The organism is Candidatus Pelagibacter sp. Uisw_121, from assembly GCF_047722545.1.
Lineage (GTDB): Bacteria > Pseudomonadota > Alphaproteobacteria > Pelagibacterales > Pelagibacteraceae > Pelagibacter.
Window position 1 is genome coordinate 653,495 of sequence record NZ_CP159816.1, and the last position, 12,972, is coordinate 666,466.

The 12,972-nt window shown below is 29.5% G+C and carries 16 protein-coding genes; 7 read left to right on the forward strand and 9 right to left on the reverse strand.

Annotated features, from left to right (window positions below):
* Window positions 1-29 precede the first annotated feature (29 nt).
* Genes ABXT52_RS03480 through ABXT52_RS03490 form a run of 3 tightly spaced genes read left to right on the forward strand, consistent with a single transcriptional unit; the run spans window position 30 to window position 1,838 of the window.
* Window positions 30-797 carry an ABC transporter substrate-binding protein gene (locus ABXT52_RS03480; protein ID WP_415272480.1) on the forward strand — a complete coding sequence of 256 codons (768 nt, stop codon included), beginning with the start codon at window positions 30-32 and terminating at the stop codon, window positions 795-797.
* A gap of 40 nt (window positions 798-837) precedes the next feature.
* Entirely contained in the window at window positions 838-1,578 is a 741-nt protein-coding gene (locus ABXT52_RS03485; RefSeq protein WP_415272481.1) for an amino acid ABC transporter permease, read from the forward strand.
* Window positions 1,578-1,838: a GNAT family N-acetyltransferase gene (locus ABXT52_RS03490; protein WP_415272482.1), complete on the forward strand. Its 261-nt coding sequence runs from the start codon at window positions 1,578-1,580 to the stop codon at window positions 1,836-1,838. Before ABXT52_RS03485 ends, ABXT52_RS03490 begins: the two co-directional genes overlap by 1 nt.
* Window positions 1,839-1,888: 50 nt before the next feature.
* Here ABXT52_RS03490 and ABXT52_RS03495 read toward each other — a convergent pair whose 3' ends face one another.
* The 9 genes from ABXT52_RS03495 to gatC form a co-directional block, all read right to left on the reverse strand.
* Window positions 1,889-2,602 carry a hypothetical protein gene (locus ABXT52_RS03495; RefSeq protein WP_415272483.1) on the reverse strand — a complete coding sequence of 238 codons (714 nt, stop codon included), beginning with the start codon at window positions 2,600-2,602 and terminating at the stop codon, window positions 1,889-1,891.
* The gene (locus ABXT52_RS03500) at window positions 2,599-2,793 is read right to left on the reverse strand and encodes a hypothetical protein (protein WP_415272484.1); all 195 of its coding nucleotides are present in this window, start codon (window positions 2,791-2,793) and stop codon (window positions 2,599-2,601) included. Before ABXT52_RS03500 ends, ABXT52_RS03495 begins: the two co-directional genes overlap by 4 nt.
* A gap of 195 nt (window positions 2,794-2,988) precedes the next feature.
* Complete coding sequence (locus tag ABXT52_RS03505; RefSeq protein WP_415272485.1) at window positions 2,989-3,474, reverse strand: thermonuclease family protein; 486 nt, start codon at window positions 3,472-3,474, stop codon at window positions 2,989-2,991.
* Entirely contained in the window at window positions 3,437-4,807 is a 1,371-nt protein-coding gene (locus tag ABXT52_RS03510) for an MATE family efflux transporter (RefSeq protein WP_415272486.1), read from the reverse strand. Before ABXT52_RS03510 ends, ABXT52_RS03505 begins: the two co-directional genes overlap by 38 nt.
* Window positions 4,808-4,816: 9 nt before the next feature.
* Entirely contained in the window at window positions 4,817-5,722 is a 906-nt protein-coding gene (locus tag ABXT52_RS03515; RefSeq protein WP_415272487.1) for a rhodanese-related sulfurtransferase, read from the reverse strand.
* The gene (locus ABXT52_RS03520) at window positions 5,722-6,372 is read right to left on the reverse strand and encodes an O-methyltransferase (protein ID WP_415272488.1); all 651 of its coding nucleotides are present in this window, start codon (window positions 6,370-6,372) and stop codon (window positions 5,722-5,724) included. The genes ABXT52_RS03515 and ABXT52_RS03520 overlap by 1 nt, the downstream gene beginning before the upstream one ends.
* Window positions 6,373-6,376: 4 nt before the next feature.
* Window positions 6,377-7,852 (reverse strand): Asp-tRNA(Asn)/Glu-tRNA(Gln) amidotransferase subunit GatB, encoded by a 1,476-nt coding sequence (gene gatB, locus ABXT52_RS03525; RefSeq protein ID WP_415272489.1) that lies wholly within the window; start codon window positions 7,850-7,852, stop codon window positions 6,377-6,379.
* Window positions 7,853-9,310 (reverse strand): Asp-tRNA(Asn)/Glu-tRNA(Gln) amidotransferase subunit GatA, encoded by a 1,458-nt coding sequence (gene gatA / locus ABXT52_RS03530; protein ID WP_415272490.1) that lies wholly within the window; start codon window positions 9,308-9,310, stop codon window positions 7,853-7,855.
* On the reverse strand, window positions 9,310-9,597 hold the full coding sequence (gatC, locus tag ABXT52_RS03535; protein WP_271519807.1) for an Asp-tRNA(Asn)/Glu-tRNA(Gln) amidotransferase subunit GatC: 288 nt from the start codon (window positions 9,595-9,597) through the stop codon (window positions 9,310-9,312). The genes gatA and gatC overlap by 1 nt, the downstream gene beginning before the upstream one ends.
* A 51-nt stretch (window positions 9,598-9,648) precedes the next feature.
* Here gatC and ruvX point away from each other — a divergent pair, with 51 nt between their 5' ends.
* Genes ruvX through plsY form a run of 4 tightly spaced genes read left to right on the forward strand, consistent with a single transcriptional unit; the run spans window position 9,649 to window position 12,953 of the window.
* Window positions 9,649-10,104 (forward strand): Holliday junction resolvase RuvX, encoded by a 456-nt coding sequence (gene ruvX, locus ABXT52_RS03540; RefSeq protein WP_415272491.1) that lies wholly within the window; start codon window positions 9,649-9,651, stop codon window positions 10,102-10,104.
* A gap of 42 nt (window positions 10,105-10,146) precedes the next feature.
* Window positions 10,147-11,088 carry an aspartate carbamoyltransferase catalytic subunit gene (locus ABXT52_RS03545; RefSeq protein ID WP_415272492.1) on the forward strand — a complete coding sequence of 314 codons (942 nt, stop codon included), beginning with the start codon at window positions 10,147-10,149 and terminating at the stop codon, window positions 11,086-11,088.
* Window positions 11,089-12,375, forward strand: a complete 1,287-nt coding sequence (gene pyrC / locus ABXT52_RS03550) for a dihydroorotase (RefSeq protein WP_415272493.1) — start codon at window positions 11,089-11,091, stop codon at window positions 12,373-12,375. It abuts the gene before it with no gap.
* A gap of 2 nt (window positions 12,376-12,377) precedes the next feature.
* On the forward strand, window positions 12,378-12,953 hold the full coding sequence (plsY, locus tag ABXT52_RS03555; protein ID WP_415272494.1) for a glycerol-3-phosphate 1-O-acyltransferase PlsY: 576 nt from the start codon (window positions 12,378-12,380) through the stop codon (window positions 12,951-12,953).
* Window positions 12,954-12,972 lie beyond the last annotated feature (19 nt).

The window sequence follows — 12,972 nt, forward strand, 5'->3', positions numbered from 1 at the left end:
TTTATTTAAATTGTTGTTATATGGAGAATATGAAAAAAATACTCCTTGTGGTGCTATTAGCACTTTTACCCTTCTCTCTTAACGCAGAAACTAAACTTGATCAGATTATATCTTCTGGTGAATTAAAAGTTGGAACTACAGGCGACTGGGATCCAATGACGATGAAGGATCCAGCTACTAATAAGTATGTTGGTTTTGATATTGATGTCATGCAAGAATTAGCAAAAGATATGGGTGTAAAAATTACTTTTGTACCCACTGAATGGAAGACTATTGTTTCAGGAATTACTGCAGGAAGATATGATATTTCTACAAGTGTAACTAAAACTCCAAAAAGAGCAGAAGTTGCTGGATTTACAGATACTTACTACAAGTATGGAACTGTTCCTCTAGTACTTAAAAAGAATTTAAAAAAATATTCAACTTGGAATTCTTTGAATAATAAAAGTGTAACTATTGCAACAACACTTGGAACTTCTCAAGAGGAAAAAGCTAAAGAGTTCTTTCCTATGTCTAAATTGCAATCAGTTGAATCTCCTGCAAGAGACTTTCAAGAAGTATTAGCTGGAAGAGCAGATGGAAACATTACAAGTTCAACAGAGGCTAATAAGTTAGTTATCAAATACCCGCAATTAGCAATTGTTCCTGATGGAGAAAAAAATCCTGCCTTTTTAGCAATGATGGTTGGTAAAAATGATCAGGTTTGGAATGATTATGTTAATGCGTGGATTAAAGATAAAAAATCGTCTGGTTTCTTTAATAAACTACTCGCTAAATATAATTTAAAAAGCTTATAAAAAATTAGATATTAATCTCTAATTCATTATAACTTTAAGAGTGAAAAATTTATTTTTTTTACTTTTATTTTTACCTATTACTTCTTGTAGTGGCCAAGAATTAGGTTGGTTTATTCTATCACCTAATAATGTTGAGGGATTAACAAACCTAAAATTTTTACTAAGTGGTTTAACCACAACTATTTATATTTCAGTAGTATCTATAATTTTATCTGCAATTTTAGGGTTTATCGTTGCAATTCCTTCTTTAGCTAAAAATAAATTTCTAACATACATAAACATTGGATATGTAGAAATCGTAAGAGCAATCCCGTTACTTGTTTTAATATTATGGATCTATTACGGTCTACCTATCATGACTGGGTTAAGCTTTAGTCCATTTGTGTCTGGAATAATTGCACTAGCAATAAGCGAAAGTGCCTTTCAAGCAGAAATTTTTAGAGCAGGTATAAATTCAATTAAAAAATCTCAGTGGGAAGCAGGCTCATCACTGGGTTTAACTTTTTATAAAAGATTAAGATTAGTAATCCTTCCACAAGCAATTAAAAACATCTTACCTGCATTAGGTAACCAGTTTGTGTATGTGTTAAAGATGTCTTCGTTAGTATCAATTATAGGTATTGGTGACTTAACAAGAAAAGCTAATGAATTAGTTGTGTCAACTTATAGACCATTAGAAATTTATACATTTTTAATCTTAGAATATTTAATTTTGATATTAATTGTTTCTTTCATTGTGAGAAAATTTGAAAAAAGACTTAAACAAGATGGTAATAATTAATGAATAATTTAGATAAAACAAATTATGATGTAGATTTAAGTGAAGGTGTAATTACCTTTAAAAATATTAATACTACACTTGGTTTTGTTAGGTATAATGAGACAGCCGAAGTTGAATACATCTTCGTTAATCCGATGTTTAGACGTCGAGGGCTTGCTAAAAAGCTATTAAGTATTGTTGAAGAAAAAACTAATATCAAACCTACCCCTCAAGACCCAATCAGTCCTTTAGGCGAAAAACTATTTAAAATTAACAAATAAAACTTTTTCTACTGAGAAATAAAATTTTAAAAACTTTAAATTAATAGTAATCAAAACTTAATTTTATCATAATTTTTAAATCTAAATTTATTTTCAAAATTTTGATGTATTTTTTTAACATCACTAACATATTCGTCTAATTTTTCTTTGTTATATTTTTTTAGAGCTATATCTTTGTCTTCTGAGAAAATAATCCAAATAATCTGACCTGTTTTATAAAAATAATGTTCACTTCTAATAATTTCATTTGGAACTATTAGATTGTTTTTATCTATTATGGATTTAATTTTTCTTTTTCTTAGATCTAAACGAAGATGGTTACCCCAGCCATCTTTTAAATTAGGTTCATAAATTCTATTTTCGTTATTTGATATATTTGCAGAAACACAATTGATATATAGTTGGTTATTATCTGTAACTTTTTGAAGAAAGTTTTTTTGTGAATTGTTGCATCCAACATCAGGACCTGATTTATAAAAAATATCTTTAACTATCGTTCTAAATCGACTTTCATATTGACCCTGATTGTCGAAAATGAATGTCTCTAAAATTTTAGTAATTTTCTTATTTTTAGATTGTATATATATATAATTTTTGTAAGAAAACTCTTCAACATTGGCTGCAATTTTTTTTAAGTGAGTTTCAGCATCCTGATCTAAAAAATTTATCTTATTACCTAAAAATTTAATTTCTATATTTTTCTCAGCATAAGAATTTAAGCTAAACAACAAACCTAGAACTATAATTGACAGAAGTTTTTTCATATTAAATATTGTTTGTAAATTTCTTCACGTTGAGTTTTTTCCATACCTTTAGTTTTGTCAACAAACTCATTTCTTAAATCTCTTGTTTTGAAGATATAAAAGCAAACAGTATCTTTGCTATGATAAATGGCTTTTAATTCATCATCAATCTCATTTAATTCTTTTGGAATATCAGCTTTAATGCAAATCATAATAGTTTATTTAAACCCAGAACCATGATCCCTAAAAGTTTTTTCATGAACCACGATCCTAACACAAAATTAAACGTCGCAATAGCGTCGCAATTTCGTTCAAACTTCTGCATTAGGTTGCATCAACTTTGTTGCAAAATAAGAATTATAGAAGCACGGTCTGGGGCACCGGGTAACAGAACTACCCTGCTAGCTTTAATTTTTCTTAGATTTTCTGTAATCCCAAGGATAATCAAATTCCATAGACCACATACCTATTTTATTGATTCTTGCAAAATCTTCATCTGGTATAAACTTTTTTGAATACCTTCTGTAGGCAAATGCATAGCCACTTCTAACAAGGTAGCTTGATAAACTCTCATTATTAACAAAACATTCGGCCAGTATTCTTTTGTATTTATCTTTTCCTTCATTAATACATTCAACACTATTGTTTGAAATTTTATCAATAAGGATTTGTTTTGCTGTAACTCCACAAGGATCTTTTACACCATCTTTAATACAAGTTTGTTTTAATTCAGGTGTATCTATTCCAGTAAATCTAATTTTTTCTCCGTTAAGATGAATTGTATCTCCATCAACAATTTTGATTGTTTGAGATTTGACCTGATTAATAATTAAAATAAATATTAGCGCAGAGAAACTAATAAGAAAAATGGCTTTTCTTTTGTTTAAAAACATTATTTAAAAAGTATCCAATAAATATGATTACTGCAATACCCATAAACCAATTGGTTGCCATGACGGTATAAAAAATATCTGCATAATCTCCACCTTTAATATTAATTACATACCATAATGATAAGAAAGGAAATGCAGTTAATCTTAGAACACTTAAGTAAAGACTGTAGATTGGTTTTTTTAGTGCTTGGAACACTGCTGTAGTTATAAAAAAAACTGGATATATAGGAGCTATTAATGCAGCAACTTTTAAATAAATAGCTCCATGGTATATGGCTTCTGCATTATCTGTAAATCGAGATACAAAAAACTCTGCACCAAAGAATAAAACGATACCCGCTACTGCCATGAATGATGATCCAAAAAATAATGCTTTAGTATAAAGCTCTCTTATACGATTATAATTTTTAGCACCAAAGTTTTGTCCACCAATAGAAAGTACTGCTGTATTTAAACCAATTACTGGAAGTAAGAAAACTTGTTCAACTCTTAAAGCTGCACCATAACCCGCTGTTGCAAGATCACCAAATTGACCAATAAAATATAAAATATTAAAAATACCAACACCAATAAACAACATACTAATCATTATTGGCATTGCTTGTGAAAACAATTCTTTAAGAAGAATGAATTTAGGAATAAAGCATTTAATAGATAAATATTTTCTTAATTTACACGAGTTAATTTTGTAAGCTAAATAAATTGTACCAATAGATTGAGAGATAACAGTTGCTATAGCAAGGCCACCTATGCCATAAGCTGGAACAATTCCGTATCCCCAGATAAATAATGGATTTAAAAAAATATTTAAAAAGAAACTAAAGATAAGAACATTTCTATAACTCTTAGTATCTCCCTGTGCATTTAAAGCTCCATTTAAAGAGATTTGAATCATAACTATGAAGGTTCCATAAAAAATTATATCCAAGTATTCTCTAGTTAACGCAATACTAGCAGCATCAGATCCCATAACAGCTAAGAGAAAATCAGAAGCATTTAACCCAAATAAAGTAACAACGATTGAAGTGACCAATGCAAAAATTACTGATTGAGCAATAAATAGTGATGCTTTATTTATTTTTTTAGCACCTAATAAATTACCTATACCAGAGTTCGTTGCAGCACCAATACCAACACCAACAGCAATGATGACAAAATATATGGGAAATGACTTAGCAATAGCACCTATAGCTTCTGCAGAAATTCTACCAGCAAACCAAGTATCGACTAAATTATAAAATGTTTGAAATAATGAACCAACACTTGCTGGGATGGTTACTTTTCTAAGTAATTCCCAAATTGGATCTTTAGTTAATTTAATGGCTTTGGACAATTATTTTTTCTATTTAAATTCTTTTTGAAATATATGCTTTGAACCACTCTTTTTAGCAAGGTTTATTTGTTTTTGTCTCATTCGAAATCTCTCTTTTTGAGTTTGAGTTAAATTATCATGACAGGTTATGCATGAAACACCCTCTTCATATTTTTTAGACTTCTTATCTTTTGATGAAACAGGTTTTCTACATCCACCACACATTGAATACGTGCCAGTTACCAATCCATGATTAACACTGATTCTATTGTCAAAAACAAAGCATTCGCCATTCCATAGACTTTCTTTTTTTTTAACATTTTTTAAGTAATTTAAAATTCCTCCTTTTAACTGATAAACATTCTTAAAGCCTTTTTTTTCTAAAAATACTGAAGCTTTCTCACATCTTATTCCACCAGTACAAAACATTGCAATTGGTTTTGTTTTTTTTAACTTATTTAGGTATTTTGGAAATTCTCTAAAATTATCAACATCAGGATTAACCGATCTTTTAAAAGTACCCACATTATATTCAAATGGTTTTCTTGAATCTAAAACTAATGTTTCTTTATCACCAATCAACTTATTCCATTTTTTTGGGTCAACATGATTATCTTTTTTATTTTTTGAAGATAAAGAAAAACCCATAGGTACTACTTCTTTTTTAATCTTAACTTTTGGTTTATGAAACGGTTGAAATTTACTTTTTGAAATATTTTCACTATCAAACTTTTTAAAATTTAATATCTTTTTAATCTTTGTGATAGTTGACTTTAGATCGCTAGCTTTTCCTGAGATTGTTGCATTCACTCCTTCACTAGCTATAATTATTGTTCCTCGGATATTTTTTTTAATTAAATAATCTTGTAATAAAACCTTATTTTTTTTTAAAGTGGTAAGTTTTTTAAATTTATAAAAACCAAAAACATCGAACATTATAGCACTCTACAAACAGTCATTCCGTCACCTAAAGGCACAATGATTTGTTCCACTCTTTTATCGTTTGCAACATAAGTATTAAAATCTCTGATATTTATTGTGTATTTATCTAAATTATCATCATCAGCAACTTCACCATGCCATAAAACATTGTCTACAATAATCAATCCACCTTTATCCATTAGGTTTAAAGATCTTTCATAATATTCTTTGTAATTCATTTTATCAGCATCAATAAAAACCATATCAAATTTACTATTCTTTAATTCTTCCAAACTTTCTAATGCAGGCTTAACGATTGTTTGAATTTTATTATCCTGATTAGCTTTTTTAAAAAAATCTAATGCAATTTTGTTCGTTCCCTCATCTTTATCAAGCGCTACAAGTTTACCATCATCTGGTAATGCTAATGCTATAGAAAGTGCACTTAACCCAGTAAAGGTTCCAATCTCGAGTACATTTTTAATATTAGAAGTTTTTATAATTAAATGAAGAAAATGACATTGAGATGTTGCTACTTGCATTCTCTTAACATCTCCAAGTATATTATTGTAATCGATTATTTCTTGCTGAATGGGGTTTAGCTTTAAACTATAATTATTTATATATTTTTCAAGTTTTTCAGTAATTTCAAGGTTCTTACCCATGATATTAAAGTTTCTTCTTCAATATCTCATTTATTAATTGAGGATTAGCTTTACCACTTGAAGCTTTCATTGCTTGTCCTACAAAGAAACCAAATAGCTTTTCTTTACCATTCTTATATTCAATAGCTTTTTCTCTATTATCATTGATAATCTTATCAATTAAAGCTTCTAATGCTTTAGGGTCACTTTCTTGCTTTAAACCTTTTTCTTCAACAATTGTTTGGGGATCTTTGTCACCATCCATCATCAATTCAAATATTGTTTTAGCTATTTTTCCAGAAATTGTTCCATTCTTAATTAGATTAATTAACTTTGCTAAATTTTTTGCACTTATTGGACTTTGTGTAATTTCTAAATTTTGATTATTTAAAACAGCAAACAATTCACCTGTAATCCAGTTAACGGCTAATTTCATATCTCGGTTTTTTCCCATTTTAGTGACAACTTCCTCAAAATATTTAGCTGTATCAATATCTGATACTAAAATTGTTGCTTCGTAAGCAGAGACTTTAAATTCATCAATAAATCTTTTTTTCTTATCGTCTGGTAATTCTGGGATATCTGCTTTTAATTGTTCAATAAATTCATCAGTTACTTCTAATGGTAATAAATCTGGATCTGGAAAATATCTATAATCATGAGCATCTTCTTTAGATCTCATAGATCTTGTTTCATTTTTTTTAGTATCAAATAATCTTGTTTCTTGATCGATTGTTTTACCTTCTTCGATTAAATCAACTTGTCTATTAGCTTCATAATCAATAGCCATTTGCATAAATTTAATTGAGTTAACATTTTTAATCTCACAACGAGTTCCAAGTTTATCAGAGCCTTTAATTCTTACAGAAATATTAACATCAGCCCTTAAAGAGCCTTCCTGCATATTACCATCACACGTACCAAGATATCTCATAATAGATCTTAATTTTTTCACATAAGCACTAACTTCATCTGGAGTTCTCATGTCTGGTTTACTAACAATTTCCATTAAAGCTACGCCAGATCTATTTAAATCAACTAATGTATTTTGTGGGTCCATATCATGAATACTTTTTCCAGCATCTTGTTCTAAGTGCAATCTTTCAATTCCAACTTCCTTTTGGCCATGTGCCATATCAAGAACAACAGTGCCCTCTCCTACTATAGGATATTTAAATTGTGAAATCTGATAACCTTGTGGAAGGTCTGCATAAAAATAATTTTTCCTATCAAAAACTGATCTTTTATTAATTTGAGCTCTTAAACCTATACCCGTTTTAATTGCCTGTTTTACGCAGTACTCATTGATAACTGGAAGCATTCCTGGAAATGCAGCATCAACCAAACTTACTTGCGTATTAGGTTCTGCGCCAAATGTAGTTGATGAAGATGAGAATAATTTTGAATTTGATGTAACCTGAGCATGAACTTCAAGACCAATTACCACTTCGTAAACATTATCATATCTTTCGATTAAATATTCTGAATTATCTTTAGTCATTTATTTAATCCACCAATCAGTAATTTTATTTTTAAACTGGATTTTCTCTTCCATAGCATAAGCAATGTTTAAAATATTTTGTTCATCAAAAGCTTTACCTATAATTTGTAGTCCTAGAGGATAACCCTTAACATCTACTCCAGCTGGAATAGAAATCGCAGGTAATCCAGCTAAATTTACTGGAACTGTAAATATATCATTTAAATACATTGAAACTGGGTCATTAGTTTTTTCACCAATTTTAAAAGCAGCACTTGGTGTTGATGGAGTTAAAATTGCATCAACTTTTTTGTAAGCTTCATCAAAATCATTTTTAATTAATTTTCTAACTTTTTGTGCCTTTAGATAATAAGCATCATAATAACCAGAGGACAAAACATATGTTCCAATCATTATTCTTCTTTGAACTTCACTACCAAAACCTTCAGATCTTGTTTTTTCATACATATCAATAAGGTTTTCGCCTTTAGATCTAAAACCATACTTAACACCATCATATCTAGCTAAGTTTGAAGAAGCCTCAGCAGGAGCTACTATATAATAAGTGGGTAGAGCATAATTTGTATGAGGTAGTGAGATTTCAACAATTTCAGCCCCACAATCTTTTGCATACTCAATTCCCTTGGTCCATAAATCCTCTATCTCTTTTGGCATACCATCAACTCTATATTCTTTTGGAATTCCAATTTTCTTACCTTTAATATTGTTTGTTAATTCTTTGCTGTATTCATTTCTTTTAAAATCAATTGATGTTGAATCTTTTTCATCATAAGTGCTAATTATTTCCTGAAGTAATGCACAATCTTTTACATCTTTAGACATTGGCCCTGCTTGATCTAATGAAGAAGCAAAAGCAACAATTCCGTATCTTGAGCAACTTCCATAAGTTGGCTTTAATCCAACAGTACCTGTAAATGAAGCAGGCTGTCTAATAGAGCCACCTGTATCAGTTCCAATTGTAATAGGTGTTAAATTAGCTGCTAGAGCTGAAGCAGAGCCTCCTGAAGAGCCTCCAGGTACTAAACCTTTATCTATTGGACTTTGCACATTTCCAAAAAAACTAGTTTCATTCGATGAGCCCATTGCAAATTCATCACAATTTAACTTACCAAGTAATATTGCACCTTCATTCCAAATATTTTGAGTAACAGTAGACTCGTATGGTGGAATAAAATTATTTAAAATTTTACTACCTGCTGTAGTTTTTACATCTTTTGTGCAAAATAAATCTTTAACTGCCATTGGAACGCCCGGAAGTTTTAAATCAAAATTAGGTTTTTGATCAAAACTTTTAGCTTTCAAAAGTGCGTTAGAAAAATCTTCAGTTATGTAAGCATTTAAATCTCTAGACTTTTCTCCTCTATCAATAAAAGCTTTGGTAGTTTCTTCAGAAGAAATTTTTTTATCTTTAATATTTTTAACTAATTCATTTAAAGTGAGTGATGTGATATCTGACATTATTCAACAACCCTTGGTACTACAAAAAAATCTTCATTTTCCTCTGGTGAGTTTTTTAATATTTGATCTCTTATATTTTCACTTTTAACCTCATCGGCTCTTAATTTTAATGTGGTCTCTGCAACAGAGGTTAAAGGCTCAACATTATCAGTATTGAGTTCATTCAATTTTTCAATAAAATCAAATATAGAGTTAAGATCTCCAGCTAATTTATCAGCTTTTACATCATCAACTGAGATTCTTGATAATTTAGAAATATGCTTTATTGTTTTAAGATCAATTGTCATGTGGTAATTAAATATGTCGGCAAACTATCACTTAAGTATAAAATATACAATATGATCACAATTGAAGATTTTAAAATAAAACACTCAAATAAAGTGAGATTTATTGGATTAGATTTAGGATCTAAAAGAATTGGTGTCTCAATTTGTGATGAAAGACAATCTATAGCCACACCCTTTAAAACCATAAACAAAACCAACACAAACGAACTAATTGACGAACTTAAGATAATAATTAAAGATAATAATATTGGTGGAATAATTGTAGGGAACCCAGTTAATATGGATGGAAGTCTAGGAAGATCCGCTCAATCAGTTAATGACGTTGCATCAAATATATCAAAATCTATAGAACTGCCTGTAATATTATGGGATGAAAGACTTTCAACAGTTGGCGCATTTAATCTATCAAGTTTATTAGACGTTAATGTTTCAAAAAGAGTTAAAACAATTGATCAAAACGCTGCAGCGTTTATTTTGCAAGGGGCAATAGACTTTTTAAATAATTAATACTTGCCATAGTGATGGTTAATGGTTATAGAGTTAATTTTAATGGCAACCAAAATAAATAAAGCTATTAAAATTTCTCAAAAACACCTCCTAGGTATTCAAGATCTATCAATTAATGACGTTAATTTCATTTTAGAAGAAGCTAAAAGTTTCATTAAATTAAATCAAAGTAAAAACAAAAGATTAAATGTATTAAGTGGTAAAACTCAAATTAATTTGTTTTTTGAACCATCAACAAGAACACAAAGTTCATTTGAATTAGCTGGAAAAAGATTGGGTGCAGATGTCATGTCAATGAATATGGCAAATTCTGCAATTAAGAAAGGTGAAACGCTCATAGATACTGCAATGACTTTAAATGCAATGCATCCAGATATAATTGTAATTAGACACCAGGATTCAGGTGCATGTAATCTTTTATCTCAAAAAGTAAATTGTGCAGTACTTAATGCTGGTGATGGAAGCCGTGAACACCCTACTCAAGCTTTATTAGACGCTTTAACAATCATAAATCGTAAAAAAAAAATTGAAGGTTTAAAAGTTGCGATTTGTGGTGACATATCTCATTCACGTGTAGCAAGATCAAATATTTATCTTCTAAATATGCTGGGTGCAGAAGTTAACATTATTGCACCATCAAATTTAATGCCAAAAGAAATAGAAAAGTTTGGTGTTAATACATTTACAGATATGAAAAAAGGTCTGAAAGATTGTGATATTGTAATGATGCTAAGGTTACAAAATGAAAGGATGACTAGTTCTTTCTTGTCTTCTAATAGAGAATACTATGAATATTATGGACTAACCCCAGATAAGCTTGCACATGCAAAAGATGATGCTTTGATTATGCATCCAGGTCCAATGAATAGAGGGATCGAAATTGATACAAAATTAGCAGATGACATTAACAGAAGCGTGATCAAGGAACAGGTTGAACTAGGTGTTGCAGTCAGAATGGCTTGTTTAAAAATATTTTGTGAATAAATGAAAAAACAATACTTTATAAATGCAAATATAATTGACCCTCACAATTCTATCAATGAGAACGGTGGATTAATTATTGGTGAAGATGGTTTAATTGAAGCAATTGGTAAAAAAGTAAATTCTAATAACATTCCTTCAAGAGAAAAAGTAATAAATTTAAATGGCAAATATATATTTCCAGGTCTTGTTGATATGCGTGTCTTTGCGGGCGAACCTGGTTACGAATATAAAGAAAATTTTAGAACTCTAAGTAATGCAGCACTTGCAGGAGGTGTTACTTCAGTTGTTACTATGCCTAATACAGATCCAATTATAGATAACGTTTCAATAGTAGATTTCTTAAAAAGACGTGGAAGAGACAAATCTAAAATTAATGTTTTTCCAAGTGCTGCTCTTACAAAAAATATTGAAGGAACTACCATGACTGAATTTGGTCTACTTCAAAGTAGAGGAATAATTGGGTTTACTGATGGAGTTAAAACAATTCAAAATACTAGGCTGATGTCTCGTATAATGAACTCAGCTAAAGATTTAGGCACACTAATCATGCAGCATGCTGAAGATTATGATTTATCTAAAAATGGAATGATCAATTCTGGAATTATTGCAACCAAACTTGGGTTATCTGGAATACCTGCTGTTGCCGAAAGAATAATTATTGAAAGAGATTTAACGTTGCTTGAAAATATTAAATGTAGATACCATATATCACAAATCTCATCTGCAAAATCAGTTGAAATTATTGAGGAAAGAAAAAATAAAGTTAAGTTTACGACAGGTGTTTCCATAAATAACCTTTCATTAAATGAAAATGATATAGGAGATTTCAGAACATTTTTAAAGTTATCACCACCATTAAGAACTGAAGAAGATAGGATTGCTTTAGTACAAGGATTAAAGGATAAAACGATAGATGTTATTGTATCTGATCACAAACCAGAAGATGAAGAACAAAAAAGATTAACGTTTGCACAAGCATCTACAGGAGCATCTGGAATAGAAACGCTTTTATCACTAAGTCTAGAATTATATCACAATGGCTCTGTTAAATTAGAAACCATCATTAAAGCTTTAACATCAAACCCTGCAAAAATTTTAAAAATTGATAAGGGTAATCTTTCACTTGGTAAGGAAGCAGATTTTTGTATTGTTGATATTGACAAGCCATGGGTTGTTAAAAAAGATAAACTTATCTCCAAATCAAAAAATACTTCCATTGAAGACAAAAAACTTCAAGGAAAAGTTACTAATACATTTGTAAAAGGTGAGGAATTATTTAAGTTATAAGAATGGAATATTTAATTATTGCATTAAGCTCATATTTATTAGGATCAATACCTTTTGGTTTTATACTTACAAAAATCTTTTTAAAAAAAGATATTAGAAATATTGGATCAGGAAATATTGGAGCCACAAATGCTCTTAGAACAGGTAATAAAACATTAGGCTACGCAACTTTATTACTGGATATAACAAAAGCTGTATTTCCTGTTTTATATGTAAAATTTAATTATCCCGATTATATCTTTATTGCATCATTAAGCGCGTTTTTAGGTCACGTTTTTCCAGTGTGGCTTAAGTTTAAAGGAGGCAAGGGTGTTGCAACATATGTTGGAATATTATTTTCAATCAATATAGTTTTAGGTTTAATATTTATTATTAGTTGGGCTGCTACATTTCTTGTTTCAAAATATTCATCACTTTCATCACTAATTAGTAGTTTAATGGTTCCAATTTATTTAATAATTTTTGAAAATTATAATTCAATATTTTTCATAATAATGTTTGTACTTATATTCTATACACATAAAGAAAACGTCAAACGATTGAAAAACAAAGAAGAAACCAAGACTAAAATTTATTGATTTGACTATCTAAGTCTTT

Bases quoted from the DNA above. Each gene is read 5' to 3' on its own strand.
- ruvX (WP_415272491.1), top strand. From the start codon at position 9,649: ATGATCACAATTGAAGATTTTAAAATAAAACACTCAAATAAAGTGAGA.
- ABXT52_RS03495 (WP_415272483.1), bottom strand. From the start codon at position 2,602: ATGAAAAAACTTCTGTCAATTATAGTTCTAGGTTTGTTGTTTAGCTTA.
- ABXT52_RS03505 (WP_415272485.1), bottom strand. From the start codon at position 3,474: ATGTTTTTAAACAAAAGAAAAGCCATTTTTCTTATTAGTTTCTCTGCG.
- gatC (WP_271519807.1), bottom strand. From the start codon at position 9,597: ATGACAATTGATCTTAAAACAATAAAGCATATTTCTAAATTATCAAGA.
- ABXT52_RS03515 (WP_415272487.1), bottom strand. From the start codon at position 5,722: ATGTTCGATGTTTTTGGTTTTTATAAATTTAAAAAACTTACCACTTTA.
- plsY (WP_415272494.1), top strand. From the start codon at position 12,378: ATGGAATATTTAATTATTGCATTAAGCTCATATTTATTAGGATCAATA.
- ABXT52_RS03480 (WP_415272480.1), top strand. From the start codon at position 30: ATGAAAAAAATACTCCTTGTGGTGCTATTAGCACTTTTACCCTTCTCT.
- gatB (WP_415272489.1), bottom strand. From the start codon at position 7,852: ATGACTAAAGATAATTCAGAATATTTAATCGAAAGATATGATAATGTT.
- ABXT52_RS03520 (WP_415272488.1), bottom strand. From the start codon at position 6,372: ATGGGTAAGAACCTTGAAATTACTGAAAAACTTGAAAAATATATAAAT.
- ABXT52_RS03500 (WP_415272484.1), bottom strand. From the start codon at position 2,793: ATGATTTGCATTAAAGCTGATATTCCAAAAGAATTAAATGAGATTGAT.
- ABXT52_RS03490 (WP_415272482.1), top strand. From the start codon at position 1,578: ATGAATAATTTAGATAAAACAAATTATGATGTAGATTTAAGTGAAGGT.
- ABXT52_RS03545 (WP_415272492.1), top strand. From the start codon at position 10,147: ATGGCAACCAAAATAAATAAAGCTATTAAAATTTCTCAAAAACACCTC.
- pyrC (WP_415272493.1), top strand. From the start codon at position 11,089: ATGAAAAAACAATACTTTATAAATGCAAATATAATTGACCCTCACAAT.
- gatA (WP_415272490.1), bottom strand. From the start codon at position 9,310: ATGTCAGATATCACATCACTCACTTTAAATGAATTAGTTAAAAATATT.